This is a genomic window from Mycobacterium sp. NS-7484, from assembly GCF_001953975.1.
GTDB lineage: Bacteria > Actinomycetota > Actinomycetes > Mycobacteriales > Mycobacteriaceae > Mycobacterium.
The window spans coordinates 39097-65701 of sequence record NZ_MBEJ01000067.1; the positions used below are offsets into that span (position 1 = coordinate 39097).

Consider the following 26605-nt stretch of genomic DNA (forward strand, 5'->3'; position numbering starts at 1 on the left):
ACCGGCGCTGGAGCTGCAGTGGGTATCGCAGTAGGAATAGTCGCTGCACCAAGCGCTTTCGCAGCGCCCTCCGGGGACTGCACGCATGGTGGTGGCTCGGTGGTGTGTCAGACGCCGGGAAATGCCGAGGTGTATTCGGTGCCGCCGAGCACCACCCCCGGTATGGGTATCGGTAGTAACGGCCCCTACGGGCCATGGGGCAATGTGCCGCCGCTGCGCTAGCGTTTCCGCAAGGCGGCCCCTCTGACGAAGGGATGACCGAAACCACCGTCACCGCGCTCTGGGATAATGGTCGACGGTGACATGACATGCAGACGACCGAATTCACCTCAGCGCTGACCGAACACCCATCGCCGCAGGCGATGGTGGATCTCGCTGCGATCGACCACAACGTGCGCCTGTTGCGCGACCACGCCGGCGACGCCCAGGTGATGGCGGTGGTCAAGGCCGACGGTTACGGGCATGGCGCCCTCGAAGTCGGCCGGGCCGCACTGGCCGCGGGCGCCGCCGAGCTCGGGGTGGTGACGATCGCCGAGGCGCTGGCGTTACGCGCCGGCGGGATCACCGCGCCGGTGCTGTGCTGGCTGCACCCTCCGGGCAGCGATTTTGCCCCCGCGGTGGCCGCGGACGTCCAGATCGGGGTGTCCTCGGTCGACCAGGTCGACGACGTGGTCCGGGCCGTCCACCAGACCGGGTGCACCGCGACGGTGACGGTGAAGGTCGACACGGGCCTGAGCCGCAACGGGGTGAGCCCAACCGATTTCCCCGCGATGATCGCCGCGCTGGGCCGGGCCCAGGCCGACGGCGCGATCCGGGTCCGCGGGATCATGAGTCACCTGGCCCACGGTGACGACCCCGACAATCCGTTCAACGCGCTGCAGGGCCAGCGCCTCAGCGCGATGCGGGAACAGGCCGCCGCGGCGGGTGTGGTGTTCGACATCGCTCATCTGGCCAACTCGCCGGCGGTGCTGACCCGGCCGGATCTGGCTTTCGACATGGTGCGGCCCGGCATCGCGGTCTACGGCCTCAGCCCGATCCCGGAGCTCGGCGATATGGGGCTGCGTCCGGCGATGACCCTGAAATGTCCTGTTGCACTGGTCCGTTCGGTTCGTGCCGGGGACGGTGTGTCCTACGGGCATCGCTGGATCGCCCAGCGTGACACGACGTTGGCGCTGCTGCCGGTGGGTTACGCCGACGGCATCTTCCGATCCCTCAGCGGGCGGATCGAGGTGCTGATCGGGGGTCGGCGCCGCCCGGCCGTCGGCCGGATCTGTATGGACCAGTTCGTCGTCGACCTCGGTCCGGATGCCACCGACGTCCGGGCGGGCGATGACGCGATCTTGTTCGGTCCCGGCACCCAGGGCGAGCAGACGGCCCAGGACTGGGCCGAGCTGCTGGGCACCATCAACTACGAGGTGGTCACCAGCCCGCGCGGCCGCATCTCCCGCACGTATCTGCAGGCAGGTCACGAGCGTTGAGTCGCAATGCCCAGTGGCTGGCCGGGGTGGCCGGGATGACGGCTGTGGGAACGGTGGCCGGCAGGTCGGTGGCGCGGTCGCTGACGCGGCGCAGCGCGGGCGAAGATCCCTACCGGGGTGAGGATTTCGAACGCCTTGATGCCGATCGCAGTTCGGTGGTGACGACCGAGGACGGCGTGCCGTTGGCGGTGCGGGAAGTCGGCCCGAACGACGCGCCGCTGACCGTGGTGTTCGCCCACGGTTTCTGTCTCCGCATGGGCGCCTTCTACTTTCAGCGCACGCGACTGGCCGAACAGTGGGGCTCGCAGGTGCGAATGGTGTTCTACGACCAGCGGGGCCACGGGCAGTCGGGGACCGCGCCGCCGGAGACCTACACCGTGGACCAACTCGGCCGGGATCTGGAAGCGGTTCTGGCCGTGACGGTTCCGCGCGGCCCGGCGGTGCTCGTCGGTCATTCGATGGGCGGCATGACGGTGCTGTCACATGCCCGGCAGTTCAGTCACCGCTATCCGAAGCAGATCGTCGGTGCCGCGGTGATCTCCTCGGCGGCCGAAGGGGTGGCCCGCTCGCCGTTGGGCGAGATTCTGCGGAACCCGGCGTTGGAGGCGGTGCGGTTCTTGGCCCGGTACGCGCCGGGCGCCGTGCATCACACCCGTGGTGCGGCCCGCTCGGTGATCGGGCCGATCCTGCGCGCGGCCTCCTACGGGGATGAGGCCGTCAGCCCGAGTGTCGTCGAGTTCTCGCAGCGGATGATGCACGGCACCCCGATCACCACGCTCGTCGAATTCCTGCACGCCCTCGAGGTTCACGACGAGGCTGCGGCGCTGTCGGTGCTGGCCACGGTGCCGACACTGATCGCCTGCGGTGACCGTGACCTGCTCACCCCGATGGAATACTCAAAGGCCATGGCCGCACAGCTACCCCGCTCCGAACTGGTGATCGTCGGGGGAGCGGGTCATCTGGTCCAGCTGGAGGAGCCCCTGGTGATCGACGACGCACTGGTCCGTCTCGTGGAGCGGGCCACCCCGTCCAAACTGGTCACCCTGGGCCGGCGGGTCCGCGATCGGGTCCGGTTCCGTGGCTGAGCGCAGCGCCGGAACGGCACAGCCGGCCACCGCCGAGGACATGATCGCGCTGGGCGCCACCCTGGGGGCCGGCTTGAAGGCCGGGGACGTCGTGGTGCTGTCGGGCCCGCTGGGTGCCGGCAAGACCGTGATGGCCAAGGGCATCGCGGCCGCCATGGATGTGGACGGTCCGGTGGTCTCACCGACGTTCGTGCTGGCCAGGGTGCATCGCGCCCGCCGGCCTGGCCGCCCGGCGATGGTGCACGTGGACGTGTACCGGTTGCTCGACCATCCCGGTGTCGATCTGCTGGGAGAGCTCGACGCGCTGGATCTCGACACCGACCTGGACGACGCCGTGGTGGTCGTCGAATGGGGGGAGGGGCTGGCCGAACGCCTCTCCGACCATCATCTGGACATTCGCATCGAACGGGACACCGAGACCGAGACCCGCACGGTGATCTGGCAGTGGAGCACCCCATGAACGTGCTGACCATCGATACCGCGACCCCGGCAGTGAGTGCCGGTGTGGTCCTTCGTGCCGAGGACGGTTCGGTGCGCACGCTGGCCGAGCAGGTCACCGTGGATGCGCGCGCCCACGCCGAGCAGCTCACGCCCAACGTGCTGGCCGCGGTGTCCGACGCCGGCATCACCATGGCCGATCTCGGCGCCGTCGTCGTCGGTTGTGGCCCCGGGCCGTTCACCGGGCTGCGGGTGGGGATGGCCACTGCCGCGGCGTTCGGTCACGCCCTGGGCGTTCCGGTGCACGGGGTGTGCAGCTTGGATGCCATCGGCGTCCACACCGACGGTGACGTGCTGGTGGTCACCGACGCGCGCCGCCGCGAGGTGTACTGGGCGCGTTACCGCGACGGCGTCCGCGTCGACGGTCCGGCCGTCAACGCCCCCGCCGATGTTGCGGTGGATTCCTCGGCCGCGGTGGCCGGCTCACCCGATCACGCGGCATTGTTCGCGCTGCCTCGGCTCGACGCGGTGTACCCGACGCCCGACGGGCTGGTGCGCGCCGTCACCGATTGGAATGACCCGCAGCCGCTGGTGCCGCTGTACCTGCGCCGTCCCGACGCCAAACCGTCTGTGGCAGTCAAGAAATGATCGATCTCGACGTAATGACCCGCGCCGACGCCACGCGGTGTGCCGAGCTGGAGGCCCGGCTGTTTCCCGGTGATGATCCGTGGCCGGCCCAGGCGTTCTTGGCCGAGCTGGCCGCCAAACACAACCGCTATACCGCGGCCCGCAGCGACGGTCTGCTGGTCGGCTATGCCGGCATCGCCCGGCTGGGCCGGATGCGACCGTATGAGTACGAAATCCACACCATCGGCGTCGACCCGGATTTCCAAGGACAGGGCATCGGCCGCCGGTTGCTCGACGACATGCTCGAATTCGCTTCCGGTGGAACAGTTTTCCTGGAAGTCCGCACCGACAACGAAGCGGCCATCGCGCTGTATGAGAGCGCTGGGTTCGTCAACATCGGTCTGCGCAAGCGGTATTACCGCGTCAGTGGAGCCGATGCCTACACCATGCAACGCCTTCCCCAAGGGGGCCCGACGTGATCATCCTGGCCATCGAAAGTTCGTGTGACGAAACCGGAGTCGGCATCGCCGACCTCGCCTTCCCGAAAGATGGCGGGCCGGCAACGGTAAAGCTCCTCGCCGACGAGGTCGCCTCCAGCGTCGACGAGCACGCCCGCTATGGCGGCGTCGTGCCCGAGATCGCCTCGCGCGCACATCTGGAGGCACTCGGCCCGACGATGCGCCGCGCCCTGGACACCGCCGGTGTCGAGCGGCCCGACGTCGTGGCCGCCACCATCGGGCCTGGCCTGGCCGGCGCCCTGCTGGTCGGGGTGGCCGCAGCCAAGGCGTATGCCGCCGGCTGGAACGTCCCGTTCTACGGCGTCAACCACCTGGGCGGGCACCTGGCCGCGGACGTCTACGACCATGGCCCCCTGCCGGAGAGCGTGGGTCTACTCGTCTCGGGTGGGCACACACATCTGCTGCATGTTCGGTCACTGGGCGAGCCGATCATCGAGTTGGGCAGCACCGTCGACGACGCCGCCGGCGAGGCCTACGACAAGGTGGCGCGGCTGCTCGGGCTGGGCTATCCCGGCGGTCGGGTGCTCGACGAGTTGGCGCGCACCGGCGACCGGGACGCCATCGTCTTTCCCCGCGGGATGACCGGTCCGCGGGATGACCCGTATGTGTTCAGCTTCTCCGGGCTGAAGACCGCGGTGGCCCGCTACGTGGAAGGTCACCCGGAAGCTTCGCAGGCGAATGTGGCGGCCGGTTTCCAGGAAGCGGTCGCCGATGTGCTGACCGCCAAGGCCGTCCGCGCAGCCACCGATCTCGGGGTGTCCACGCTGCTGATCGCCGGTGGGGTGGCGGCCAACTCCCGGCTGCGCGAACTTGCCGAAGAGCGTTGTGCGGCAGCGGGTCTGACGCTGCGGGTACCGCGGCCCAGGCTGTGTACCGACAACGGCGCGATGATCGCCTCATTCGCGGCGCACCTGATCGCCGCCGGAGCGGCGCCGTCGCCGTTGGATGCCGCCAGCGATCCCGGCCTGCCGGTGGTGAAGGGGCAGGTGGCGTGAGTTCTGCGGCCGAAAAGCTGGCCGACAAGCTGGCCGAAAAGCTGGCCGACAGGCTGGAGATCACCGAGCTGCTGTACCGCTATGCCGAGCTGATCGACGCCGGCGACTTCGATGGGGTCGGGCAGCTGCTCGGTCGGGGCACGTTCATGGAGGTGACCGGGGCGTCGGCCATCGCGGAGTTGTTCGCCGCGACCACCCGTCGGTATCCCGAACACGGCAACCGCACCCGGACCCGCCACCTAGTGCTCAACCCGATCGTCGACGTGGACGGTTCGCGGGCGACGGCGCGCTCGACGTTTGTGGTGGTGCAGAACACCGAGACCGTCCCACTGCAACCCATCGTCGTCGGTCGCTACGCCGACGCCTTTGCCCGTGACGAGCAGGGCTGGTACTTCACCGAGCGCAGAGTCGATGTGGAGATGGTCGGAGACGTGTCCGAGCATTTGAACATCGCGCTATAGGCGTGGGAACGGGTAGGAGGACTATCCGCTACGCGGCAGCCTGCACCCGCACGACATGGATGTCGCTGGTCAACACGCGGGCTCCGGTCGGCAATGGTGGGGCGGTACTTCGATAGGTCCGGCCCGTCGGTGTGGTGACTTCGGTGGTGTGCCGGCCGAATCGGTCGTAGCTCGTGGTGGTGGTCCAGCCGGCGGTTTCCTTGATGTAGTTGCATCGTTCGCACAGTCCTTGGCCGTTCTCGGCGCAGGTGGGACCGCCGTCGGCATGGCGGGTGATGTGATCGATGTGGCGTACCGGTGCGTCGCAGTAGGGGGTGCGGCAGCGCTGGTCGCGCAAGGCGATCAGCCAGCGCAGGCCCTTGGGGAAGGTGCGCGACGTGGAATCAAGGGCGACCAGGTTGCCGGTGGCCGGATCGGCATAGAGCTTGCGCACCGCGGCCTCAACCTCGGGGTCCAACAGCGCCGCCAAGGCCATCTTCCGGGCCACCGCCGCCGGGATCGGGCCGTATCCCTGCAGCACCGCAGGTTCGGGACCGTGGGCAAACAGGCTCTCGTCGGAGACCACCAGATTGAGGTTGAGCGGGACCGCGGCGCCGACTTCACGCCCGGTGATACGCCGGTAGAAGGCGTCAGCCATCAACGGGCCCCGGCCCTCGCATCCGTTTCCGGCGGCGACTGAGGCCGCGGCGGCAGCGGCCGCCTCCACTTGCAGCGCCTCGTATGCCGCGCAGCCTTCGGCGGCAGTCAGCAGGGCCGTCAGATACGCCATGCCATGCGGAGCGGGACGCATCGTGACGGTGCGATCAGACTGGTGCCGGCTGATGCGCTCCATCACCGCGTCGTGGTCGAGCCGGATCGCAATGCGGCCCGCTTCGGCATCGACCTTCCGGTCGCCGAGGCCGTCCAGCTTTGCCGGGTCGGCGCACAGTTCGACGTCCATCGCGTGACGATCTGCTGGTGACAGGCAGTCGGCATGTTCGGTGATGATCATCGCCCGCACCTCGGTGAGGACGCCGGACTCCAGCGCCGCCAGGGTGTGGGGCATGTCGTCGACGAGGATTCGGGACATCTTCAGATACTTGGCCCCATGCCATGGCGAGGCCTTGCGGGCCAGGCCGACCTCGGAAGCCAGGCCTCGCCCGCGCTGTGCCGCAGGCACGCCCTCGGCAGCTCTGCGTGCCTGGCGCTTGGCTTCGAGCATCGCCGTCACCCGAGCCTGTCCGGCCGCGATGCTGGATGCGGCCCGGTTCATCGCAGCCAGCTGATCGGCCAACGCCTCTTCCGTGGCGTCGGAGTCGATCGTGAAATACGATCCGAACATATGTTCGATAGTAGGCCTGTCTGGATGTCGGCGCAATAACCAGAGACCACCCTTGAGTGCTAGCACTCGCATGTATAGAGTGCTAGGTGGCACGCGGCCAACTCCAGCGCCGGCACCCGCGACGACGGAGCGAGGGGACGGACGCATGCCGAACACCTGGTTAACCCGAGGGCCCCGGCGCACACCGGAGCTCAATACCCAAACAAGTGGAGGGCTTCCATCGTGGCAGTCAACATCAAGCCACTCGAGGACAAGATCCTCGTTCAGGCCAATGCGGCCGAGACCACGACCGCTTCCGGTCTGGTCATCCCGGACACCGCCAAGGAAAAGCCGCAGGAAGGCACCGTCGTCGCAGTTGGCCCCGGCCGCTGGGATGAGGACGGCGAGAAGCGGATCCCCCTGGACGTTGCCGAGGGCGACACCGTCATCTACAGCAAGTACGGCGGCACCGAGATCAAGTACAACGGCGAGGAGTACCTGATCCTGTCGGCCCGCGACGTGCTGGCTGTCGTCGCTAAGTAAGCACCCGTGTCCCGCCCCGGAGATCCCCGTGTTCGCACGGGTGGTTTCCGGGGCGGTATGCGTTGATGCCTCGACAGGTAGTCAAGCTCGACAGGTAGTCAAGAAAGAGACTTATGAGCAAGCAGATTGAATTCAACGAAACTGCGCGCCGGGCCATGGAAGCCGGGGTCGACAAGCTCGCCGACGCCGTCAAGGTGACGTTGGGCCCGCGTGGTCGCAACGTCGTGCTGGCCAAGGCTTTCGGTGGCCCGCAGGTCACCAACGACGGTGTCACCATCGCCCGCGAGATCGACCTGGAAGACGCGTTCGAGAACCTCGGCGCCCAGCTGGTCAAATCGGTTGCCACCAAGACCAACGACGTCGCCGGCGACGGCACCACCACCGCCACCGTGCTGGCGCAGGCCCTGGTCAAGGCCGGCCTGCGCAACGTTGCCGCCGGTGCCAACCCGATCGCGCTGGGCCTGGGCATCGGTAAGGCTGCCGACGCGGTGTCCGAGGCGCTGCTGGCCGCGGCCACCCCGGTGTCGGACCAGACCGCCATCGCCCAGGTCGCCACGGTGTCCTCGCGCGACGAGCAGATCGGTGCGCTCGTCGGTGAGGCCATGACCAAGGTGGGCCATGACGGCGTGGTCACCATCGAGGAGTCCTCGACGCTGAGCACCGAGCTCGAGGTCACCGAGGGCGTCGGCTTCGACAAGGGCTTCATCTCGGCCTACTTCGTCAACGACTTCGACACCCAGGAAGCGGTGCTCGAGGACGCGCTGGTGCTGCTGCACCGCGACAAGATCAGCTCGCTGCCCGATCTGCTGCCGCTGCTGGAGAAGGTCGCCGAGAGCGGCAAGCCGCTGCTGATCATCGCCGAGGACGTCGAGGGCGAGGCGCTGTCCACGCTCGTCGTCAACGCAATCCGTAAGACGCTCAAGGCCGTTGCCGTCAAGGCGCCATTCTTCGGTGATCGCCGCAAGGCGTTCCTGGAGGATCTGGCCATCGTCACCGGCGGTCAGGTGGTCAACCCCGACGTGGGCCTGGCCCTGCGCGAGGTCGGTCTGGACGTGCTGGGCTCGGCGCGTCGCGTCGTGGTGTCCAAGGACAGCACCGTGATCGTCGACGGCGGCGGCTCCAAGGACGCTGTCGACGGTCGGGTGAAGCAGCTCAAGGCCGAGATCGAGACCACTGATTCCGACTGGGATCGGGAGAAGCTGCAGGAACGGTTGGCCAAGCTGGCCGGTGGCGTCGCGGTGCTCAAGGTCGGCGCGGCCACCGAGACCGACCTGAAGAAGCGCAAGGAAGCTGTCGAGGACGCCGTCGCGGCCGCCAAGGCCGCCGTCGAAGAGGGCATCGTCACCGGTGGTGGCGCTGCACTCGTGCAGGCCCGCGCGGCGCTGGACAAGCTGCGCGGCGAGGTCAAGGGCGACGAGGCCCTCGGCGTCAACGTGTTCGCCTCCGCGCTGTCGGCCCCGCTGTACTGGATCGCTACCAACGCCGGCCTGGACGGCTCGGTCGTGGTGAACAAGGTCAGCGAGCTTCCCAACGGGCAGGGCTTCAACGCCGCCACGCTGGCCTACGGTGACCTGGTCGCCGACGGCATCGTGGACCCGGCCAAGGTGACCCGGTCCGCGGTGCTCAACGCCGCCTCGGTGGCCCGGATGATCCTGACGACCGAGACGGCCGTCGTGGACAAGCCGGCCGAGGAAGATGACCACGCCGGTCATCACCACGGGCACGCGCACTAGAAGTACGCGCGCTAGAAGTAGTCCGAAACACCCTCGGCCATCAGGCCGGGGGTGTTTTGTTTCGACATGGACCGGATTTTCCAGTGGGTATGGGACCGGCACGGGCCGCGATACTCCTGGGCCATCTGTGCCCTCGTCTACCTGGCCGGGCTCTCGGTCCATCTCGCCTACCCGTTGATCATCGTCGCCTTCGAAAGATCCGATCGCTACGTGCAGGCGGCCGTCATCACCTGCGTCGCCATGCTGGTGCGGACCTACCTGCTGGTCCTGCCCGGCTCGAAGCGGTTGCGTCTGATCGAGAAGTGGGCAGCGGGCCGCGACGTCGATCCGATGGAGGCGCTGCGCGGCACCTATGTGTACGGGCGGAGGACGACTGCGCGCGTGCTCGCAACCGACATCGTCTGGACGCCGTGCGTCGGGATGGCGGTCGCCACGCTCAACGGCGCGACCGGGTGGCGACTGGTTCAGTACGGGATCGTCGGCGCCGCATACGGCGCGGCCACCGGAGTGTTCGGCGTGCACAGCTTCAGTGAGGGATCGCTGCGACCGGCCCGGACCGCCATCGCCGGCAACACGGGAATCGGTGACTCCCTGCCGCGCTCTCGTCCCACGTTTGCCACCTGGTCACACCTCACCATCCTGGCGTTGGCGTTTGGATTCTCCATCGGCGCCGCGATCACGGCTTCGGTAATCGACCGTGCCCGCGAGGATCCCATCGTCTCGTTGGCGATCGGGTGCGCGCTGACGCTGGTCTCCGGACCCATCGCCGTCATGACGATCGCCCCCTTCCTGCGTCCGATCCGCGACCTCGCCGAAGGAACCGAACGCGTCGCCGTCGGAGACTACGGCCGGCGCCTGCCGGTGGTCCAAGACGACGATCTGGGTGCGCTGTCGGCGTCGTTCAACCGCATGCAATCGGGTTTGGCTGAGCGCCAACGACTTCAGGCGGCGTTTGGGACATACGTGGACCCGGCTTTGGCGGCGCGGCTCCTTGAGCAAGGCGACGACGTGTTCACCGGTGAACGGCGTGAAGTGACGGTCATGTTCGTCGACATCCGAGACTTCACGCCCTTCGCCGAGGCGAACACCGCCGAAGACACGGTCGCCCGGCTCAACGCGCTGTTCGAGATCGTGGTGCCCGCCGTGGTCGACGCCGGTGGGCACGTCAACAAGTTCCTCGGCGACGGAGCTCTGGCGGTGTTCGGCGCCCCCAATGACCTTGCGAATCATGCCAATGCCGCCGTCGGAGCGGCAATGCTGATGCAGCGCCTGGTTGTCGAGCGATTCGAGGGTGCGCTGCGAATCGGTATCGGCATCAACACCGGCGTGGTGATCGCCGGCACCATCGGCGGCGGAGGCAAGCTGGAATTCACGCTGATCGGTGACGCCGTCAACGTGGCCGCCCGCGTCGAGCAGCTCACGAAGCGGACCGGCGATTCGATCCTGCTGACCCAGCCGACCGTCGACACCTTGGACGCACATCCGCCCGAACTGACCGACCGGGGCTTTCACGAGCTGAAAGGAAAGTCAGCTGCGGTAAGGGTTTTCGGCCTCGCTAGTGCTACGGGGAATCAGGGGTAGCCGTCGGCTGAATCGACACCAACCGGAACGCGTCGGGCCGGGCCGCGTCAAAGGTGAAGCGGACGAGGAGAACATCAGGAGGAAACTTGGTGGCCAGGTCATTCAGCGTTCTGGGCAGGAACACGCGGGCCTTGGCATTGCCGTACCAGTTGGGGTCGGAGGGCGAGGTATCGAGGCCGCTGACCGTCTCGATCGACTCGTCCCACTGCTGAACCGGTTCCGGTGGAGTGTCGCCGAATCCTTGCGATTTCAGGTAGGCATCCGCTTGTCCGGTAAGGGTGATCGGTGCCCCGCCACCGACCGGCGACCCGGTGATCGTTCCGTCCACCACATCGGCCGTGACCGATGTCAGCCGCGCCGTGCAGACGTTGTCGACGACCTCGGGCTGAGCGCAGAAAGTGGGCAGGGGAGTCGAACGGGCCGGCGCGCTGCTCAGCATGGCGGCAACCGGAAGTAGCACCGCGGCGACACCGACAACTGTCGTTGCCCAACGGCGGTCATTCGGCGTCGCGGCGTCCCTTCCACAGATGCGGGGACGCATTCGGTCGATCACGAAATGTATTTCGGGTTTTTCGCCTCGGGAGTTACCGGCCGTCTCACGCGACGAGTTGCGGCTGTTCGCGTCGGGCTGTTGGGCCCGGACGCGCAGTGCGGGTATGAACGGCGATCAGCGAGCCCGACCGCACCGTCCCGATCGGACCCTGCCGGGCAAAACGAGCCAATTCCGTTGTGCGCAACGTGACTCCCCACTTCGCCTGGCGATACCCGATCCGCACACCGGTGACCGCTGCGGCGAACACGCCACCGAGCCCCGGCAGCGCCGTCGAGAGCAAGGCCCACAGTGAGATCGCCACCAGGGCGGTGACCGCCTTCTTGAGCGGCGTGGTCTTCGCGTTGCCGGGGTGACTCACGTCGGCCAGCACCGGTGCGGTGCGTTGCAGCACCGAGCTCAACGACACGATCTCGTCGAGGCTCAAATCGAATTTCAGGGCGTCGGCGGCAGCGGCGGCGATCGGTGATCCGACCGCCGGCAGCAACAGCGCATGCGACTTGATCTTCTGCAGAAGAGTGACGATCGAGTGGTACGGAAGCGCGGTCAGCGATTGCACGGCGCTCACGGCGCCGGTGGCCCACGGGAAGTTGAATATGGCGTGGATCTGCGACGCCAGTTCAATGACTACGTCGACAGCCGTCGTCACCAGCATCCTTAGGAACTCGACGACGGCCAGCCGGATCTCTGGTGTTGCGGCCGGCGCAACCGGCTCCTCGACGGCGGCCGACGTCACGGCCGGCTCGGTTTCAGCCGCCGGGGCGGTGGTCGCTTCCGCAACCGGGGCGGCCGCGGTACCGGTGGCAGCAGTGCTCGACGCCGAGGTCGACGCGGAGGTCGACGCCGAGGTCGACGTGGTGCCCGCGTCGACGTGTGTTGCTGGTGCGGTCGTCTCCTGAGTGGCGGTCGACGATGAGGATTCGACGGTGTTCGAGCCGCTGGAGCTGCCCTCGGTGTCTGACGAGGTGCTCTTGGTGGTGACGGGCGTGGGGAGATCGGCGAGAGTATCGAGATTCAAGGCGGTCGGGGACTGCGGGGCGCTCGTGCCGGCCGTGCTGCCCGACATCTCAGTCGTGTTCGATCCGCCGGACGTGCTCGACGTGGTGCCAGTGGTGTTGCCTCCGCTGACCCCGGTGTTCGTTTGAGCAGACACGGTCGAGCGCGGCTGAACGTTCCCATCGCCGGTGGAGGTGCTCATCGTCGTCGTGTGTTGCGTGGTGGTGGCCGTGGCAGAGCTCTCCGACGACGTCGTTGCGGTGGAATTCGTGGCGGAGCTGTTCGTGGCCGTGTTGTCGGTGTTCGACGTGGTGCCGTTCTCAGTGCTCGAACTGCCGGTGCTGTGACTGGACTCCGACGACGATTCACCGTCCGCACGCGCCATGGGCACCGAACCACACGCAGTACTCACCACGAGTCCGGCTGACACCAGGCACGCACCCGCGATCAGGTGAATACGTGTGGAACTCACGGTCTCCTCGCAGTGGACGTCATTCACGTAGACCACTGACAGCTGGAGAGCAAGTGTGATGTAGCTAACAGCGGTGCTCAATTCTGGAGCCGGGGCCAGAAGCGTGTCAATAGTCCGCGCAGTGTTTTTCTCCCTGGTCAAAGGGGTCAAGATCACTTGCACGGTGCATATTCGATACCCGACCGATACCGCGACACGTCGTCGGGCACCGCGGTTCGGCCCGCCCGGCCGCCCACAATTTGGGACATGACGGAACCGCGCGGGGTCTCGCGTCAGACGTTCCTGCGCGGTGCGGTCGGGGCGGTGGCCGCCGGGATGGTTTTCGGCACCAGCCGCGCCCGCGCCGATCCCGCCACGTCCGGGTGGGGTGAGCTGTCGCGCGCGATCAGCGGGCAGGTGATCCTGCCGGACAGCGGCGGCCAATTCGATTCGGCCAAGAGCGTTTTCAACACCAACTTCAACGGACTGGCGCCCGCGGCCGTCGTCACCCCGACGTCCGCGGTGGACGTCCAGAAGGCGATGGCCTTCGCTGCGGCCCACAACCTCAAGGTCGCGCCGCGCGGTGGCGGCCATTCCTATGTGGGTGCCTCGACCGCGAACGGCACGATGGTCCTGGACCTGCGCCAACTGCCCGGTGACATCCAGTACGACGCGTCGACGGGCCACGTCACGGTGACACCGGCGACGCATCTGTACGCCATCCACCAGGCCCTGGCCGCCGCCGGTCGGGGGATCCCGACCGGGACCTGTCCGACTGTCGGCGCGGCCGGGCATGCGCTGGGCGGCGGGTTGGGGGCTCAGTCCCGGCACGCGGGCTTGATGTGTGACCAATTGGTGTCGGCGACGGTGGTGTTGCCCGGCGGCGGGGCCCTCACGGCCTCGGCCCACGAGAACCCCGATCTGTACTGGGCCTTACGTGGGGGAGGAGGTGGCAATTTCGGGGTGACGACCGCGTTGACCTTCGCCACCTTCCCGATCGGCGATGTGGACGTCGTCGGCGCGCATTTCCCGCTGCAGGACTTTCCGCAGGTGCTCGTCGGGTGGCAGAACTGGCTGCGCACCGCCGACCGCAGTAGTTGGGCCCTGGCCGACACCGTCACTGACCCGCAGGGCGCGCACTGCCGCATCCTGGCCACCTGCCCGGCGGGCGCCGGTGACAGCGTCGCAGCCGCTGTGGTCAAATCGGTGGGACTGCAGCCGGCCTCGATCGAGCGCCGCACGTTCAACTACCTGGATCTGGTGAAGTTCCTGGCCGCCGACAATCTCAACCCGTCACCGCTCGGCTATGTCGGTGGCTCAGACGTGTTCGGCTCGATCACTCCGGCCGTCGCACAGGGAATCGCCGCGGCGTTCAACGCTTTTCCCGCGGGAGCCGGCCGGCCGTTGGTGATCATGCATACGCTCGACAGCGCGCTCGCCACGATCGGGCCGGGGGACTCCGCCTTTCCGTGGCGGCGGCAATCCGCTCTGGTGCAGTGGTATGTGGAGACTTCCGGTTCGCCTGCACCAGCTGCCAACTGGCTGAACACCGCGCACCAAGCCGTGGCACCGTATTCCGTCGGCGGCTACGTGAACTATCTCGAAGCAGGTCAGCCCGCGTCACGGTACTTCGGGGCCAACCTTGCTCGGTTGGCGGCCACCCGGCAGAAATACGATCCGGGGCGAATCATGTTCTCAGGCCTAAACTTTTGACGTAGATCCGGCAGAGGTCTACCGGGCCTACGGACTAGCGAAGGATCAGCATGCGAGCAACCGTGATGTATGAGGCCGGCGACGTGCGTGTCGAGGACGTGCCCGACCCGACGTTGAAGGAACCCACCGACGCCGTCGTGCGTGTCACGCGTGCATGCATCTGTGGCAGCGATCTGTGGCCATATCAGTCCATGCCCCACAACGACCACGGGCGACGAATGGGTCATGAGTTCATCGGCATCGTCGAAGATGTCGGTGCGGACGTGTCGTCCCTCAACCGCGGTGACCTGGTGGTGGCACCGTTCGTCTGGGCCGACAACACTTGCGACTTCTGCCAGGAGGGGTTGCAGACATCGTGCCGGCACGGCGGCGGATGGGGCGCCCCCGGTGTCGACGCCGGGCAGGGGGAGGCCGTGCGTGTCCCGCAGGCTCAGGGCACTTTGGTGAAGCTGCCCGTGGCAGCGGATTCGGCGCTCATGCCGTCACTGCTGACCTTGTCCGACGTGTTCTGCACCGGTCACCACGGCGTGGTGACCGCTCATGTCGGGCCCGGATCAGCGGTCACCGTGATCGGTGACGGCGCGGTGGGGTTGTGTGCGGTGTTGGCCGCCAAGCGGCTGGGCGCCGAGCAGATCATCCTGAACGGCCGTCACACCGACCGCACCGATCTCGGGCGGGAGTTCGGTGCCACCGACGTCGTGGCCGAGCGCGGGGACGAGGCCGTCGCGAAGATCCGCGAACTGACCGGCGGCGACGGCACACCGGCGGTGATCGAATGCGTCGGCACCGAATCGTCGCTCGCCACCGCGCTGGACGTGGTCCGGGACGGCGGACGGGTCAGCCGGTTGGGGGTGTCCCAATACACCCAGGTGCCAATGGGTTTCGGCACCTTCTTCCGCAACGTCACCCTCACCGGCGGTGTCGCGCCCGCCCGCGCCTATATCGAGGAACTCATGCCCGACGTCCTCGACGGCACCATCGAGCCGGGGCGCGTCTTCGACCACACGATCGGACTCGAGGAGACCCCGGCCGGCTACCGCGCCATGGCCGACCGCGAGGCACTCAAGGTGCTGATCGAGCCGTGACGCCGGTATGCGACATCAGGCGGCGCGATGCTCGACATCCTCCGCGCGTCCACCCTGAACCACGGTGATCTGTCGAACTGCGGGCGCCGTCTCGGTAGCGGCATCGCGGTAGCTCTGCAGATACCTGTCCACCTCGTCGCGGCGCAACGGGGTGGAGAAGATGCTGACGTTATGGGCCGAGGCGCCAGGCTCACGGCCGTCAGCCAGGCGGCGGGCGCCGGCCCGGAAACCGGCCACGGCACCGGTGACACTCACGATCAACGCGGCGGCGGCGACGGTCGCCAGGCTGCTGCCGAGGGACAGGGCCGCCACGAAGGTCCCGAGTGACGCAAACGCGAACAGCAGTAGGACGTACGCGACGGATGTGGCCGGAATGCGGCGGAAAACCTGAAACATGACATCACCTCGTGAATAAAAACGGTTTCTATTGAGAAACGATACGCGTAGCGTAGCGCTGCTACGTATAGCGTAGCGCACGGCGCGGCTGGGATATTCCCTGAAGGTGGTCGAGGTCAGGCAGGAGAAGGGGAGCAATGGCACAAGGGCGGGTGGAGGCCGGCATCGCTGAGTCCACGTTGCACTTACTGCGGGCCGCCGGTCCCCGTGCGGTGACAGTCGAGGCGGTCGCCGCCCACTCGGGGATCGCCAAGACAACGATCTACCGCCGGCATCCCAACCGGCGCGACATGTTGGCCGGGGCGCTGTCGCGACTGGCCGCACCAAGCCCGCTGGACGCCGACGCGGCAGCGCCCGACCGGCTCCGGTGGCTCATCGCACAGGCTGTCGGGACCATCGAAAACGGGATCGGTCTCGGGGGCCTGGCGGCGCTGCTCACCGCCGACGACCCCGAATTCACCACGTTGTTTCGCCGGATCCTCGTCGATCAACGGGCGGCGCTGGCCGGCGTGATCGACGCCGCGAAGGCCGACGGTTCGATGCGCGAGGACATCGACGCCGCGACGCTGATCGACGCCGTGGTTGGCGCCTATATCGCCGAATACGCCCGCACCGGGGCTGTCGAAGCGGGGTGGGAAGAGCGGTTGTTCGATCTGTTCTGGCCTACGGTGCGTGCGGATCACCGGCCAGCATCACCTCGACGTCCGCCAATCGGTCCGGATCGCCGATGATGTCGATGACCTGTATCCGGTCGTCGGTAATGCCAAGGCGCAGTAGAGTTTTCAGCTCGCCCGCCGGGGCGATCACGATGCCGGCGGCCCCGTCGAGCACGGCGACCTCGCCGCCACGGGCGACCGCGGCGAACATCTTGGACTCGTCGACGAACGCGCGCGCGCCGCGCAGTTCGGTGGGAATGTGCTCGCCGACCAGAATGCGGTCGACGCGACGCACCACGTCGGGGTCGAGGATTCTCAGCAGCGTGTCCAAGTCACCGTGTTGTGACGCGGCCAAGAATGCCCGCGCCATCTCGAGATGCTGCGCCGTCGGCCGCGCGGACGACGGCGCACCGTGAACGCGCTCCCGGGCCCGGCTCGCCAGCTTCTTGGCGGCGGCCGGAGTGCGGTCCAGTAGTACGGCGATGTCGTCGAAAGGCACGGCGAAGGCATCGTGCAAGACGAATGCCACGCGCTGGGCGGGGGAGAGTCGGTCGAGCACCACGAGCATGGCCCGACCCACCGACTCGGCCATCGCCACCTGATCGTCAGCCGCCGGCACGGTGTCCTCCGCAAGCAGGGCATCGCCGCCGAGCACCTCGGCACGCCGCTTGCCCTCGCGGAGCCGATCGAGGCACTCACGCGCGGTCACCGTGGTGAACCATGCGGTCGGATTGTCGACCCCGTCGATGCCGCGCCGGCTCACCTTCAGCCAGGCGGCCTGCACCGCGTCGTCAGCGTCGTGCACCGAACCGAGCAGGCGGAAGGCGACCGCGCGCAGATGCCTGCGGTCTGCTTGGAATCGGTCGGCCAAGGCTTCCAGGGCATGTCCCTCATTCATCGCGTCACCTTTCGGGCTCGGCAAGCGTCATCAAGGTGAACCACCACCGCGCAACCACCGAACACAGGAGACGACAATGACCCTACAACTCGGCCCGATCGCCACCGTGATCGTTGCGATCACCATCGCGGCCAATGCGGCAATGGCGCTCGCCGACCTTGCCGGGGCCCGTTTCGTGCTGGCCAACTCGGCGGAGGTCGGCGTGCCGCGGACCTGGGTGTCGCCACTGGGCCTGCTCAAAGGCGCGGGCGCGGCCGGATTGCTCATCGGCGTGGTGGCGTTCCCACCGATCGGTCTCGCCGCGGCCGTCGGGCTGACCGCGTTCTTCATCGGCGCCGTCGTCACACACTTTCGCGCCCGGGTGTTCTACAACATCGCGTTTCCGGCGGCGTTCCTGCTGCTCGCGGTGCTGTCGCTGGCGGCCTTCGCCACGGTGTGACCCAGCCGCGGGGCGGACCCGCCCGAAGGCCCCATCCCGCAACGCGGAATGGGGCCCCGGAAACGTTTGCTGGAACAGTCAGGCGCTACGGCGGATGCCGCGTTTGAGCAAGAGCTCACGTTCGGACTCGCTCAGCCCGCCCCAGATGCCATACGGCTCACCGACGGCCAGGGCATGAGTACGGCATTGAGTGATCACCGGGCAGCTGCGGCACATCTCCTTGGCCCGCATCTCCCGCTGGGCGCGAGCGCGTCCGCGCTCACCATCGGGGTGGAAAAACACCGACGAATCGACACCACGGCAAAGTCCCTGCATTTGCCAATCCCAGATATCCGCGTTCGGACCGGGAAGCTGCTGCGGTTGCGGCATATGGAAAACCCCTCTCTGCTCGCCCATTTCGTCGATATGGGCGGGTGTGAGTCGGTGGAATCGATCTGAGCTCGGGTCGCCGATGACCGCTCGTGCACACAAACTAGGGGGGCTCAATAAAGCGCGTCAATAGCCGTCGACTGTGCGAAAGCACATAACCGCAGGTCCAGAATTTACATCACGTTCATCGTGTTGATGCTTCGGCTGAGGTGCCGGTGACGACGATTGAGCCGCGTCGCTCACGTTTGTGCTGTTCGTGCTGGCAGGCGCAACAATTTCGACGTGGACCGCGCTTCGGAAAGTTGACGCGTCATTAACATGTCGGCCATCAATTGTTAACTAATGGCGTTCGTAAAAATTAAATTACGCGGCGGCGGGTGTCGGGTTGCCCGCGAGTATGCAATACCCGCGGTATTGATAGCGTCGCCATCCGATGACCGCAATCGCCGACCCCGCCACAGTGCTGGCCGAGACCGCCTTTGGCTCCGACCCGGGCCGATGGCCGCTGCCCCACGCGACCACGGCCCACGAGCGCTGGCTGCGCGCCGTCGCCGCCGGCGGTCAGGGACGGTACGGCTGCGCCCTCACCGAACTCGCGGTGATCGTCCGAAGCCCGGCGGGCGGCCCGCTGGTATCGCTGGCGCACAGCACGCGGGCGTCGTTTCTGCGCCAACTCGGCGGGCACGCCCGCGCCCGCGGTGCCGACGGTCTGGCCTGGGCGCACCGCGGTGACGATGCCGAGGCCGCCGCCGACGCGCTCGTCGGTCTTGCCGCCGACGCGCTGGGGGTCGGCCGGTTCGGCGTCTCGGCCCGGCTGCTCGAGCGGGCCGGGGCCATCGACACCACCCAACCGCGCCAGCGGATCCGGCTGTCGTGGGTGAGCGCCGAGTTGGCGATGGCCCGCGGTCACGGCGCCGAGGCCGTAGAACATGCTCGCCGCGGTATCGCGGCCGCCGCCGAGTACTGCTCGACGCGCCACGCGGTGAAATCCGATGTGGTGCTCGCCGCGGCGCTGTGTAGTGCCGGTGAACTCGACGCCGCGCGGCAGGTGGCCGATGCAGCGCTGTCGGCCACCGAGGCGTCCGGGCTGGTCCCGTTGCGCTGGGCGTTGGCCTGCCTGTTGGCCGACATCGGCAGCACTGCGCACGACGCTGCCCAAATCAGCCGGATTCGCGACCTCAGCGCCGATACAGTGCGTCGCAGAGGTGGAGTGTGGTCCGGCGCCTGATCTGGCACTGGCCGGATCCCACCTCATCGATCGTTATTGTTTAGCTCGACCATGCCGCCGAGAGTGTCGGTGCAACGTAACGCTGGAGAGATCGCCCACGATGACAAGTTCGGGAGACCGTCTCGACATTGTCGTTGCTGAGGCAGTGGCTGGTGATCGGAACGCGCTCCAGGAAGTGCTGGAGATCATTCGGCCGATCGTCGTCCGTTACGTGCGGGCGAGGATCGGAGCAACCGAGCGCAGTGGTCTCTCAGCTGATGACGTTGCGCAGGAGGTGTGCTTGGCCGCCATTACGGCGCTGCCGCGCTACAAAGATCAGGGACGCCCGTTCCTGGCCTTTGTCTATGGCATCGCTGCGCACAAGGTTGCTGACGCGCATCGCGCGGCGGCCCGCAACCGTGCCGAGCCCACGGACGTGGTGCCCGAGCGGTTCTCTCTCGACGCCGGGCCCGAGCAGTCCGCTCTGGACGCCGAGTCCTCGCAACGAATGGCGCGGCTGCTGTCGGTACTGCCCGAGAAGCAGCGCGAGATCCTGATCCTTCGCGTCGTGGTCGGCATGAGCGCCGAGGAGACCGCAGAAGCCGTCGGCAGTACCGCGGGTGCGGTACGTGTCGCCCAGCATCGCGCACTCGCGCGGCTGAAGACCGAGATCATGGCGACAGGACGTGACCATGCCTGACTTCGGCCGCTGGACGTCAAACGGTGGTGATCCGTCACTCAATGAGATCAACCGGTCCGAACGTTTCATCGAGGCGCTCTCACTTGAGCGTCAGGTCTATGCCACCGACCGTGAGGAAGCCGAACTGGCCGTCCTGCTGGCCGGTTGGCGAGACGAGGCGCGGCGCGCGCCGATGTCGGGCATCGCGACACCACGTGAGGCGGTGGCCGCCCTCAACAAGGCCACCTCGCACGGTCGGGTGCGGTTCCCCATGGCATTGGTCGGCTCGATGGCGGCCGCGGTGTTGTGCCTCGGCGGGTTCGGTGCAGCGGTGTACGGCTCCGGCCCGGGCGACGCGCTCTACGGGGTGCGCGGCATGTTCTTCGGCTCCGAGCCGGTGAAGCGCGATGTCGGCATCGACCTGGCCTCCAGTGAGCTCAAGCAGGTGCAGCAACTGATCGATGAAGGTCAGTGGGAACAGGCCCAGCAGAAGCTGCAGACCATCACCACCACCGTGGCCACCGTCGACGACGAGCAGCGCAAGCAAGAACTGGTCGACCAGTGGCAGCAGCTGTCGGTCAAGGTGGAAAACCGCGACCCCAACGCGACCGTGCCACCCGATGCGCCGCCAGTGGTGCTGCCAGAGGTTACGGTGACGACGACGCCGTCGTCCCCGGCCGAGAGCACGTCAGGGGAGTCGCCGACGTCCAGCACCGAGTCGACGTCTGAGCCCACGACGCCGGCGACGACGTCGAGTTCGCCGAGTGCCGGCCCGTCGGAATCCGCCACGTCTTCTCCGGCACCGTCGGAGACTGCGACGTCGCAATCCGCCACCGCGCCGCCATCCTCGACCGCGGTCCCGTCGCCGTCGAGTTCGACCCCGAGCAGCGCTGCGCCGACGACGAGTGCCCCGTCCTCGCAAACCTCGGCGCCCCCGGCGACGACACGCACGTCGTCTGCGCCCACGTCCTCGCCGGCACCGGCGGCTCAGCTACCGCCGGCGACCACGTCGACGGTCACGCTTGAGGTGGCGCCGACGTCCGTGCCATCGGCACCGCGCGCCACGAATCCACCGGAGACCGGTGGTGGTGCGAATCACGAAAGCCCGGCGGGCGGGCATCAAGAAGAGGGTGTGGCGGCACCGGGAGTCGAGCTGCCCCTGGTGCCGGGTCTAGGCGGTTCTCAGCGGTAGCCGTCGGTGCGGTAGCCGTCGGTGTCCGAGGTGGCCTCGTTGAGGGACGCGTCGGCGTAGCCGCGGCAGTAGTCCCATGTCACGTAGGCATCGGGTTCGGGATCGTAGGCCGGCTCGTGCGGGCGGACCGTGCCGTCGACGAGCAGCTGCAGCAGGTTGGCCCGCAGCATGTCCCAGTCGTGATAGTGGTCCTGCTGGCATTCGTCACAGCAGACCACGAGGCCGCGGATTCCCTTGTGCGCCAACAGCGCTTCGTACACCGCGAGATCGGCGAGATCTGCCTCGACAGCCGTTCGTTCCTGGGGGTCCAGGGGCTGGCCCGGCTCGATGGCGTCCAGCGCAGCCGAAGGATCGCAGGGATCATCGGCAAACGGATCGGGCGGCAAACCAGGGGGGAGGTGGTCACGCACGTGTCCCACACTACGCAGCCGTCCATGCATCGCGCCAGCCGTCCTGATCTGCGCCGCGATGTGTCCCTGAGGTGCGGGGAGCGGCAACATCACTGTCAATATCCGAGCCGATAGAATTGCTTCATACGCCCCACGCCTGCCACTGGAGGCCCCACCCATGTCGATCGCTGAAAGCAGCGTTCCCATCGCCGTACCGGTGCCGACCGGCGGCGACGATCCCACCAAGATCGCGATGCTCGGCCTCACCTTTGATGACGTTCTGCTGCTGCCTGCTGCTTCCGACGTGGTCCCGGCCACCGCCGATACCTCCAGCCAGCTGACCCGCAACATCCGGCTGCGGGTACCCCTGGTGAGTTCCGCGATGGACACCGTCACCGAATCGCGGATGGCCATCGCGATGGCCCGTGCCGGTGGCATGGGTGTGCTGCACCGCAATCTTCCGGCCGCCGAGCAGGCCGCCCAGGTGGAGACCGTGAAGCGCTCGGAGGCCGGCATGGTCACCGACCCGGTCACCTGCTCGCCGTCGGACACGCTGGGCGAGGTCGACGCGATGTGCGCCCGGTTCCGGATCTCGGGTCTGCCTGTGGTGGATGCCGACGGCCAACTTGTCGGGATCATCACCAACCGCGACATGCGCTTCGAGGTCGACGAGAACAAGCCCGTCGCCGAGGTGATGACCAAGGCACCGCTGATCACCGCCCAGGAGGGCGTGTCCGCGGAAGCTGCGCTGGGCCTGCTGCGTCGCCACAAGATCGAGAAGCTGCCGATCGTGGACGGCCACGGCAAGCTCACCGGCCTGATCACGGTCAAGGACTTCGTCAAGACCGAGCAGTTCCCGCTGGCCACCAAGGACCGCGACGGCCGGCTGCTGGTCGGCGCCGCAGTCGGTGTCGGCGACGACGCCTGGGCGCGCGCCATGAACCTCGTCGACGCCGGTGTCGACGTGCTGATCGTCGACACCGCCCACGCCCACAACCGCGGGGTGCTCGACATGGTGGCCCGGTTGAAGAAGACCGTGGGCGACCGGGTCGAGGTGGTCGGCGGCAACGTCGCCACTCGCGCCGCGGCCGCCGCGCTGGTGGCCGCCGGTGCGGACGCGGTCAAGGTCGGTGTGGGTCCGGGCTCGATCTGCACCACTCGCGTGGTCGCCGGTGTCGGCGCCCCACAGATCACCGCGATCCTCGAAGCTGTTGCGGCGTGCAAGCCCTACGGTGTCCCGGTGATCGCCGACGGCGGCCTGCAGTACTCCGGTGACATCGCCAAGGCGCTGGCGGCAGGAGCCTCGACGGCCATGCTGGGATCGCTGTTGGCCGGCACCGCCGAATCACCGGGCGAGCTGATCTTCGTCAACGGCAAGCAGTTCAAGAGCTACCGCGGCATGGGCTCACTCGGCGCGATGCAGGGCCGCGGCGGCGGCAAGTCTTATTCCAAGGACCGCTACTTCCAGGACGACGTGCTGTCCGAGGACAAGCTCGTGCCCGAGGGCATCGAGGGCCGGGTGCCGTTCCGTGGCCCGCTGGGCACCGTGATCCATCAGCTCACCGGCGGTTTGCGCGCGGCCATGGGCTACACCGGCTCGGGCACCATCGAGCAGTTGCAGCAGGCGCAGTTCGTCCAGATCACGGCGGCGGGTTTGAAGGAGAGCCACCCGCACGACATCACCATGACTGTCGAGGCCCCCAACTACTACACCCGCTGAATCGGTGGGGCAGGAGAAAATAGTCAGTCATGCGCGACATGGTTGAAATCGGCATGGGCAGGACCGCCCGTCGCACCTACGAGCTCGACGACGTCACGATCGTGCCGTCGCGGCGCACCCGCTCGTCCAAGGACGTCTCGACGGCCTGGCAGCTCGATGCCTACCGCTTCGAAGTTCCCGTCGTCGCTCATCCCACCGATGCGCTGGTGTCGGTGGAGTTCGCGATCGAGATGGGTCGGCTCGGCGGGCTCGGGGTGCTCAACGGCGAGGGCCTGATCGGCCGGCACGCCGACGTCGAGGAGAAGATCGCTCAGGTACTCGAGGTCGCCGCGAAGGCCGACGACGATTCGGCCTCCATCCGGCTGTTGCAGGAATTGCATTCGGCGCCATTGGATCCCGAGCTGCTCGGGGCGGCGGTGGCCCGCATCCGCGAGGCCGGGGTGACCACCGCGGTGCGTGTCAGCCCGCAGAACGCCCAGGCGCTGACCCCGACGCTGGTGGCGGCCGGCATCGACCTGCTGGTCATCCAGGGCACGATCATCTCCGCCGAGCGGGTTGCATCCGACGGTGAGCCGCTGAATCTCAAGACCTTCATCTCCGAGCTCGACATCCCGGTCGTGGCCGGTGGCGTGCTCGACCATCGCACCGCGCTGCACCTGATGCGCACCGGGGCGGCCGGCGTGATCGTCGGCTACGGGTCGACCTCGGGGGTGACGACCAGCGACGAGGTGCTCGGCATCAGCGTGCCGATGGCCACCGCGATCGCCGACGCGGCCGCCGCGCGTCGCGAATACCTCGACGAGACCGGTGGCCGGTACGTGCACGTGCTGGCCGACGGCGATATCCACACCTCGGGCGAACTGGCCAAGGCGATCGCCTGTGGTGCCGACGCCGTGGTGCTGGGCACGCCCTTGGCGGTGGCCGCCGAAGCGCAGGGCGGTGGCTGGTTCTGGCCGGCGGCTGCCGCGCACCCGTCGTTGCCGCGCGGGGCGCTGCTACAGGTTGCCGTCGACGAGCGGCCCGGGCTGGAGCAGGTGCTCAACGGACCGTCAGACGATCCGTTCGGGTCGTTGAACCTCGTCGGCGGCCTGCGCCGGTCGATGGCCAAGGCCGGGTACTGCGATCTCAAGGAATTCCAGAAGGTCGGCCTGTCGGTCGGTTCCTGATCTTGCTGCCGGCCGGGCTCGCGTCGCCGTTTTCCACCGCAGGGCGGTGATCCGGCGCGGAGGCCAGCCCTCACGTCGAAAGCGAGCGCCAGGAAAACGGGCTTTCCTTTACAAGTTAGGCCCTCCTGTCTAGAAGTTACCTGCCGGTAGCGTCATACTGAGAGCATGCAGCCTGACTACGACGTCTTGGTGATCGGTTCGGGATTCGGCGGCAGCGTCAGCGCGCTGCGGCTCACCGAGAAGGGCTATCGGGTCGGTGTACTCGAAGCCGGCCGACGCTTCGCCGACGCCGACTTCGCCAAGACCTCCTGGGACCTGCGCAAGTTCCTGTGGGCGCCGAAACTCGGCATGTACGGCATCCAGCGCATCCATCTGCTGCGCAACTGCATGATCCTGGCCGGCGCCGGGGTGGGCGGCGGCTCCCTGAACTACGCCAACACCCTGTACGTGCCTCCTGCGCCGTTCTTCAACGACCCGCAGTGGAAGGGCATCACCGACTGGCGCGAAGAACTGATGCCGCACTACGACCAGGCCCAGCGGATGCTCGGCGTGGTCACCAACCCGACCTTCACCGACGCCGACCGGGTGATGAAAGAGGTCGCCGATGACATGGGCTGTGGCGACACGTTCGTACCCACCCCGGTCGGGGTGTTCTTCGGGCCGGACGGGCAGAAGACGCCCGGCAAAGTCGTGCCCGATCCGTTCTTCGGTGGTGCCGGGCCGTCTCGCACCGGTTGCCTGGAGTGCGGTGAGTGTATGACCGGTTGCCGCCACGGGGCCAAGAACACGCTCGTCAAGAACTACCTCGGACTCGCGGAATCGGCTGGGGCCCAAGTGCATCCGATGACCACGGTGACCAGCTTCGGGCAGCGCACCGACGGCCTGTGGGAAGTCACCACCGTCCGCACCGGCAGCAAGCTGCGCCGTAAGCGCAAGACGTTCACCGCGACGCATCTGATCCTGGCTGCGGGCACGTACAACACTCAGAAGCTGCTGTTCAAGATGCGTGACACCGGGAAGCTTCCGAAGTTGTCGGCTCGCCTCGGTGTGCTCACCCGGACCAACTCCGAGTCGATCGTCGGCGCGGGCAGGCTGACGGTGGCACCGGATCTGGACCTGACCCACGGTGTGGCGATCACGTCGTCGATCCACCCGACTGCCGATACCCACGTCGAGCCGGTGCGGTACGGCAAGGGGTCTAATGCCATGGGCCTGCTGCAGACCTTGATGACTGACGGCGCCGGGCCCAAAGGCACCGATGTACCGCGCTGGCGGCAGTTCTTCGAGCAGGCCGGCGAGAATCCCCGCGAACTCGTGCGTCTGCTCAACCCCAAGCAGTGGAGCGAGCGGACCGTGATCGCGCTGGTGATGCAGCACCTGGACAACTCGATCACCACGTTCACCAAGCGCGGCCCGTTGGGCGCGCGCATCATGTCGTCCAAACAGGGGCACGGTGAACCCAACCCGACCTGGATCCCGGTCGGCAATGAGGTGACCCGGCGGATCGCCAAGAAGATCGACGGCGTGGCCGGCGGCACCTGGGGCGAGCTGTTCAACATCCCGCTGACCGCCCACTTCCTGGGCGGCGCGGCCATCGGCGAGGACGCCGAGCACGGCGTCATCGACCCGTATCAGCGCGTGTACAACTACCCGACGCTCTACGTGATGGACGGTGCGGCGATCTCGGCGAACCTCGGGGTCAACCCGTCGCTGTCGATCACTGCCCAAGCCGAACGGGCGGCGTCATTGTGGCCGAACAAGGGGCACAAAGACGACCGACCGGGGCAGAATGAGCCGTACCGCAAACTGGCGCCGATCGCGCCCGAGCATCCCGTGGTGCCGGCCCAAGCGCCCGCCGGGTTGCGGCGGCTGCCCATCGAGCCGGTCAACTCGGGCGGTTGACGTCCGGCCCGCGTCCCTGGGCAGCCCGGGACTGAAGG

30 protein-coding genes are annotated in these 26605 nt (G+C 67.5%); 23 read left to right on the plus strand and 7 right to left on the minus strand.

Annotated features, from left to right (window positions below):
- The first annotated feature begins 308 nt into the window (after positions 1 to 308).
- From alr to A5733_RS12020, 7 genes are read left to right on the plus strand one after another with little or no spacing between them, the layout of a single operon-like run.
- Positions 309 to 1478, plus strand: coding sequence for an alanine racemase (alr, locus tag A5733_RS11990; protein ID WP_076240271.1), 1170 nt, complete (start codon positions 309 to 311; stop codon positions 1476 to 1478).
- Between the two features lie 35 nt (positions 1479 to 1513).
- Positions 1514 to 2563, plus strand: a complete 1050-nt coding sequence (locus A5733_RS11995) for an alpha/beta fold hydrolase (RefSeq protein WP_076240272.1) — start codon at positions 1514 to 1516, stop codon at positions 2561 to 2563.
- Positions 2556 to 3023 carry a tRNA (adenosine(37)-N6)-threonylcarbamoyltransferase complex ATPase subunit type 1 TsaE gene (gene tsaE / locus A5733_RS12000; protein ID WP_076240273.1) on the plus strand — a complete coding sequence of 156 codons (468 nt, stop codon included), beginning with the start codon at positions 2556 to 2558 and terminating at the stop codon, positions 3021 to 3023. Before A5733_RS11995 ends, tsaE begins: the two co-directional genes overlap by 8 nt.
- On the plus strand, positions 3020 to 3649 hold the full coding sequence (tsaB, locus tag A5733_RS12005; protein ID WP_076240274.1) for a tRNA (adenosine(37)-N6)-threonylcarbamoyltransferase complex dimerization subunit type 1 TsaB: 630 nt from the start codon (positions 3020 to 3022) through the stop codon (positions 3647 to 3649). The genes tsaE and tsaB overlap by 4 nt, the downstream gene beginning before the upstream one ends.
- Positions 3646 to 4107 (plus strand): ribosomal protein S18-alanine N-acetyltransferase, encoded by a 462-nt coding sequence (gene rimI / locus A5733_RS12010; protein ID WP_067770514.1) that lies wholly within the window; start codon positions 3646 to 3648, stop codon positions 4105 to 4107. Before tsaB ends, rimI begins: the two co-directional genes overlap by 4 nt.
- Positions 4104 to 5141 (plus strand): tRNA (adenosine(37)-N6)-threonylcarbamoyltransferase complex transferase subunit TsaD, encoded by a 1038-nt coding sequence (gene tsaD / locus A5733_RS12015; protein WP_076240275.1) that lies wholly within the window; start codon positions 4104 to 4106, stop codon positions 5139 to 5141. The genes rimI and tsaD overlap by 4 nt, the downstream gene beginning before the upstream one ends.
- Positions 5142 to 5170: 29 nt before the next feature.
- A complete protein-coding gene (locus A5733_RS12020; protein WP_076240299.1) occupies positions 5171 to 5602 on the plus strand; it encodes a nuclear transport factor 2 family protein in 432 nt (143 codons plus the stop codon).
- Between the two features lie 28 nt (positions 5603 to 5630).
- Here the strand turns inward: A5733_RS12020 and A5733_RS12025 are convergent, their stop codons facing one another.
- A complete protein-coding gene (locus A5733_RS12025; RefSeq protein ID WP_076240276.1) occupies positions 5631 to 6923 on the minus strand; it encodes an HNH endonuclease signature motif containing protein in 1293 nt (430 codons plus the stop codon).
- Between the two features lie 219 nt (positions 6924 to 7142).
- Between A5733_RS12025 and groES the strand changes: the two genes are divergently transcribed.
- The 3 genes from groES to A5733_RS12040 all read left to right on the plus strand — a co-directional run bounded on the left by groES (position 7143) and on the right by A5733_RS12040 (position 10759).
- Complete coding sequence (gene groES, locus A5733_RS12030) at positions 7143 to 7445, plus strand: co-chaperone GroES (RefSeq protein WP_036390082.1); 303 nt, start codon at positions 7143 to 7145, stop codon at positions 7443 to 7445.
- Positions 7446 to 7558: 113 nt separating this feature from the next.
- Positions 7559 to 9178: a chaperonin GroEL gene (gene groL / locus A5733_RS12035; RefSeq protein WP_076240277.1), complete on the plus strand. Its 1620-nt coding sequence runs from the start codon at positions 7559 to 7561 to the stop codon at positions 9176 to 9178.
- A 66-nt stretch (positions 9179 to 9244) separates the two neighbouring features.
- On the plus strand, positions 9245 to 10759 hold the full coding sequence (locus tag A5733_RS12040; RefSeq protein ID WP_076240278.1) for an adenylate/guanylate cyclase domain-containing protein: 1515 nt from the start codon (positions 9245 to 9247) through the stop codon (positions 10757 to 10759).
- Here the strand turns inward: A5733_RS12040 and A5733_RS12045 are convergent.
- Complete coding sequence (locus A5733_RS12045; protein ID WP_076240279.1) at positions 10740 to 11198, minus strand: hypothetical protein; 459 nt, start codon at positions 11196 to 11198, stop codon at positions 10740 to 10742. The two genes, A5733_RS12040 and A5733_RS12045, sit on opposite strands and share 20 nt — an antisense overlap.
- Positions 11199 to 11355: 157 nt before the next feature.
- On the minus strand, positions 11356 to 12045 hold the full coding sequence (locus A5733_RS12050; protein ID WP_142253951.1) for a hypothetical protein: 690 nt from the start codon (positions 12043 to 12045) through the stop codon (positions 11356 to 11358).
- A gap of 28 nt (positions 12046 to 12073) precedes the next feature.
- Here A5733_RS12050 and A5733_RS28095 point away from each other — a divergent pair, with 28 nt between their 5' ends.
- The 5 genes from A5733_RS28095 to A5733_RS12060 all read left to right on the plus strand — a co-directional run bounded on the left by A5733_RS28095 (position 12074) and on the right by A5733_RS12060 (position 15554).
- Entirely contained in the window at positions 12074 to 12208 is a 135-nt protein-coding gene (locus A5733_RS28095; protein ID WP_255376483.1) for a hypothetical protein, read from the plus strand.
- Positions 12209 to 12454: a hypothetical protein gene (locus tag A5733_RS27095; protein WP_142253952.1), complete on the plus strand. Its 246-nt coding sequence runs from the start codon at positions 12209 to 12211 to the stop codon at positions 12452 to 12454.
- A 39-nt stretch (positions 12455 to 12493) separates the two neighbouring features.
- A complete protein-coding gene (locus A5733_RS27495; RefSeq protein WP_158070607.1) occupies positions 12494 to 12652 on the plus strand; it encodes a hypothetical protein in 159 nt (52 codons plus the stop codon).
- Between the two features lie 371 nt (positions 12653 to 13023).
- Entirely contained in the window at positions 13024 to 14469 is a 1446-nt protein-coding gene (locus A5733_RS12055; RefSeq protein ID WP_076240281.1) for an FAD-binding oxidoreductase, read from the plus strand.
- 50 nt (positions 14470 to 14519) lie between these two features.
- Complete coding sequence (locus tag A5733_RS12060; RefSeq protein WP_076240282.1) at positions 14520 to 15554, plus strand: zinc-dependent alcohol dehydrogenase family protein; 1035 nt, start codon at positions 14520 to 14522, stop codon at positions 15552 to 15554.
- A 15-nt stretch (positions 15555 to 15569) separates the two neighbouring features.
- Here the strand turns inward: A5733_RS12060 and A5733_RS12065 are convergent, their stop codons facing one another.
- Complete coding sequence (locus tag A5733_RS12065) at positions 15570 to 15950, minus strand: hypothetical protein (protein ID WP_076240283.1); 381 nt, start codon at positions 15948 to 15950, stop codon at positions 15570 to 15572.
- 137 nt (positions 15951 to 16087) lie between these two features.
- Here A5733_RS12065 and A5733_RS12070 point away from each other — a divergent pair, with 137 nt between their 5' ends.
- Entirely contained in the window at positions 16088 to 16681 is a 594-nt protein-coding gene (locus A5733_RS12070) for a TetR/AcrR family transcriptional regulator (protein WP_076240284.1), read from the plus strand.
- Here the strand turns inward: A5733_RS12070 and A5733_RS12075 are convergent.
- The gene (locus A5733_RS12075; protein WP_076240285.1) at positions 16614 to 17504 is read right to left on the minus strand and encodes a sigma-70 family RNA polymerase sigma factor; all 891 of its coding nucleotides are present in this window, start codon (positions 17502 to 17504) and stop codon (positions 16614 to 16616) included. The genes A5733_RS12070 and A5733_RS12075 overlap by 68 nt on opposite strands.
- A 76-nt stretch (positions 17505 to 17580) precedes the next feature.
- On the opposite strand from A5733_RS12075, the gene A5733_RS12080 reads away from it, so the two are divergent.
- A complete protein-coding gene (locus A5733_RS12080; protein ID WP_076240286.1) occupies positions 17581 to 17943 on the plus strand; it encodes a DoxX family protein in 363 nt (120 codons plus the stop codon).
- Positions 17944 to 18021: 78 nt separating this feature from the next.
- Here the strand turns inward: A5733_RS12080 and A5733_RS12085 are convergent, their stop codons facing one another.
- The gene (locus A5733_RS12085) at positions 18022 to 18312 is read right to left on the minus strand and encodes a WhiB family transcriptional regulator (RefSeq protein ID WP_076192854.1); all 291 of its coding nucleotides are present in this window, start codon (positions 18310 to 18312) and stop codon (positions 18022 to 18024) included.
- Positions 18313 to 18745: 433 nt separating this feature from the next.
- Here A5733_RS12085 and A5733_RS12090 point away from each other — a divergent pair, with 433 nt between their 5' ends.
- From A5733_RS12090 to A5733_RS12100, 3 genes are all read left to right on the plus strand, one after another.
- Positions 18746 to 19540 carry a hypothetical protein gene (locus A5733_RS12090; protein ID WP_076240287.1) on the plus strand — a complete coding sequence of 265 codons (795 nt, stop codon included), beginning with the start codon at positions 18746 to 18748 and terminating at the stop codon, positions 19538 to 19540.
- 100 nt (positions 19541 to 19640) lie between these two features.
- On the plus strand, positions 19641 to 20219 hold the full coding sequence (locus A5733_RS12095; protein ID WP_067776246.1) for a sigma-70 family RNA polymerase sigma factor: 579 nt from the start codon (positions 19641 to 19643) through the stop codon (positions 20217 to 20219).
- The gene (locus A5733_RS12100; RefSeq protein ID WP_076240288.1) at positions 20212 to 21390 is read left to right on the plus strand and encodes an anti-sigma-D factor RsdA; all 1179 of its coding nucleotides are present in this window, start codon (positions 20212 to 20214) and stop codon (positions 21388 to 21390) included. Before A5733_RS12095 ends, A5733_RS12100 begins: the two co-directional genes overlap by 8 nt.
- Here the strand turns inward: A5733_RS12100 and A5733_RS12105 are convergent.
- On the minus strand, positions 21381 to 21800 hold the full coding sequence (locus A5733_RS12105) for a DUF5319 domain-containing protein (protein WP_067776330.1): 420 nt from the start codon (positions 21798 to 21800) through the stop codon (positions 21381 to 21383). The genes A5733_RS12100 and A5733_RS12105 overlap by 10 nt on opposite strands.
- A 157-nt stretch (positions 21801 to 21957) precedes the next feature.
- On the opposite strand from A5733_RS12105, the gene guaB reads away from it, so the two are divergent.
- The 3 genes from guaB (at position 21958) to A5733_RS12120 (ending at position 26567) form a co-directional block, all read left to right on the plus strand.
- Positions 21958 to 23499, plus strand: a complete 1542-nt coding sequence (gene guaB / locus A5733_RS12110) for an IMP dehydrogenase (protein WP_067776251.1) — start codon at positions 21958 to 21960, stop codon at positions 23497 to 23499.
- Positions 23500 to 23537: 38 nt separating this feature from the next.
- Positions 23538 to 24665 (plus strand): GuaB3 family IMP dehydrogenase-related protein, encoded by a 1128-nt coding sequence (locus A5733_RS12115; protein ID WP_197508405.1) that lies wholly within the window; start codon positions 23538 to 23540, stop codon positions 24663 to 24665.
- 165 nt (positions 24666 to 24830) lie between these two features.
- The gene (locus A5733_RS12120; protein ID WP_076240289.1) at positions 24831 to 26567 is read left to right on the plus strand and encodes a GMC family oxidoreductase; all 1737 of its coding nucleotides are present in this window, start codon (positions 24831 to 24833) and stop codon (positions 26565 to 26567) included.
- Positions 26568 to 26605 lie beyond the last annotated feature (38 nt).

What these genes read in the sequence shown, in the direction of transcription:
- alr (WP_076240271.1), top strand. Translation starts at nt 309, where the DNA reads ATGCAGACGACCGAATTCACCTCAGCGCTGACCGAACACCCATCGCCG.
- A5733_RS11995 (WP_076240272.1), top strand. Translation starts at nt 1,514, where the DNA reads ATGACGGCTGTGGGAACGGTGGCCGGCAGGTCGGTGGCGCGGTCGCTG.
- tsaB (WP_076240274.1), top strand. Translation starts at nt 3,020, where the DNA reads ATGAACGTGCTGACCATCGATACCGCGACCCCGGCAGTGAGTGCCGGT.
- rimI (WP_067770514.1), top strand. Translation starts at nt 3,646, where the DNA reads ATGATCGATCTCGACGTAATGACCCGCGCCGACGCCACGCGGTGTGCC.
- A5733_RS12025 (WP_076240276.1), bottom strand. Translation starts at nt 6,923, where the DNA reads ATGTTCGGATCGTATTTCACGATCGACTCCGACGCCACGGAAGAGGCG.
- groL (WP_076240277.1), top strand. Translation starts at nt 7,559, where the DNA reads ATGAGCAAGCAGATTGAATTCAACGAAACTGCGCGCCGGGCCATGGAA.
- A5733_RS12040 (WP_076240278.1), top strand. Translation starts at nt 9,245, where the DNA reads ATGGACCGGATTTTCCAGTGGGTATGGGACCGGCACGGGCCGCGATAC.
- A5733_RS12045 (WP_076240279.1), bottom strand. Translation starts at nt 11,198, where the DNA reads ATGCTGAGCAGCGCGCCGGCCCGTTCGACTCCCCTGCCCACTTTCTGC.
- A5733_RS12055 (WP_076240281.1), top strand. Translation starts at nt 13,024, where the DNA reads ATGACGGAACCGCGCGGGGTCTCGCGTCAGACGTTCCTGCGCGGTGCG.
- A5733_RS12060 (WP_076240282.1), top strand. Translation starts at nt 14,520, where the DNA reads ATGCGAGCAACCGTGATGTATGAGGCCGGCGACGTGCGTGTCGAGGAC.
- A5733_RS12065 (WP_076240283.1), bottom strand. Translation starts at nt 15,950, where the DNA reads ATGTTTCAGGTTTTCCGCCGCATTCCGGCCACATCCGTCGCGTACGTC.
- A5733_RS12070 (WP_076240284.1), top strand. Translation starts at nt 16,088, where the DNA reads ATGGCACAAGGGCGGGTGGAGGCCGGCATCGCTGAGTCCACGTTGCAC.
- A5733_RS12075 (WP_076240285.1), bottom strand. Translation starts at nt 17,504, where the DNA reads ATGAATGAGGGACATGCCCTGGAAGCCTTGGCCGACCGATTCCAAGCA.
- A5733_RS12080 (WP_076240286.1), top strand. Translation starts at nt 17,581, where the DNA reads ATGACCCTACAACTCGGCCCGATCGCCACCGTGATCGTTGCGATCACC.
- A5733_RS12085 (WP_076192854.1), bottom strand. Translation starts at nt 18,312, where the DNA reads ATGCCGCAACCGCAGCAGCTTCCCGGTCCGAACGCGGATATCTGGGAT.
- A5733_RS12090 (WP_076240287.1), top strand. Translation starts at nt 18,746, where the DNA reads ATGACCGCAATCGCCGACCCCGCCACAGTGCTGGCCGAGACCGCCTTT.
- A5733_RS12095 (WP_067776246.1), top strand. Translation starts at nt 19,641, where the DNA reads ATGACAAGTTCGGGAGACCGTCTCGACATTGTCGTTGCTGAGGCAGTG.
- A5733_RS12100 (WP_076240288.1), top strand. Translation starts at nt 20,212, where the DNA reads ATGCCTGACTTCGGCCGCTGGACGTCAAACGGTGGTGATCCGTCACTC.
- guaB (WP_067776251.1), top strand. Translation starts at nt 21,958, where the DNA reads ATGTCGATCGCTGAAAGCAGCGTTCCCATCGCCGTACCGGTGCCGACC.
- A5733_RS12115 (WP_197508405.1), top strand. Translation starts at nt 23,538, where the DNA reads ATGGTTGAAATCGGCATGGGCAGGACCGCCCGTCGCACCTACGAGCTC.
- A5733_RS12120 (WP_076240289.1), top strand. Translation starts at nt 24,831, where the DNA reads ATGCAGCCTGACTACGACGTCTTGGTGATCGGTTCGGGATTCGGCGGC.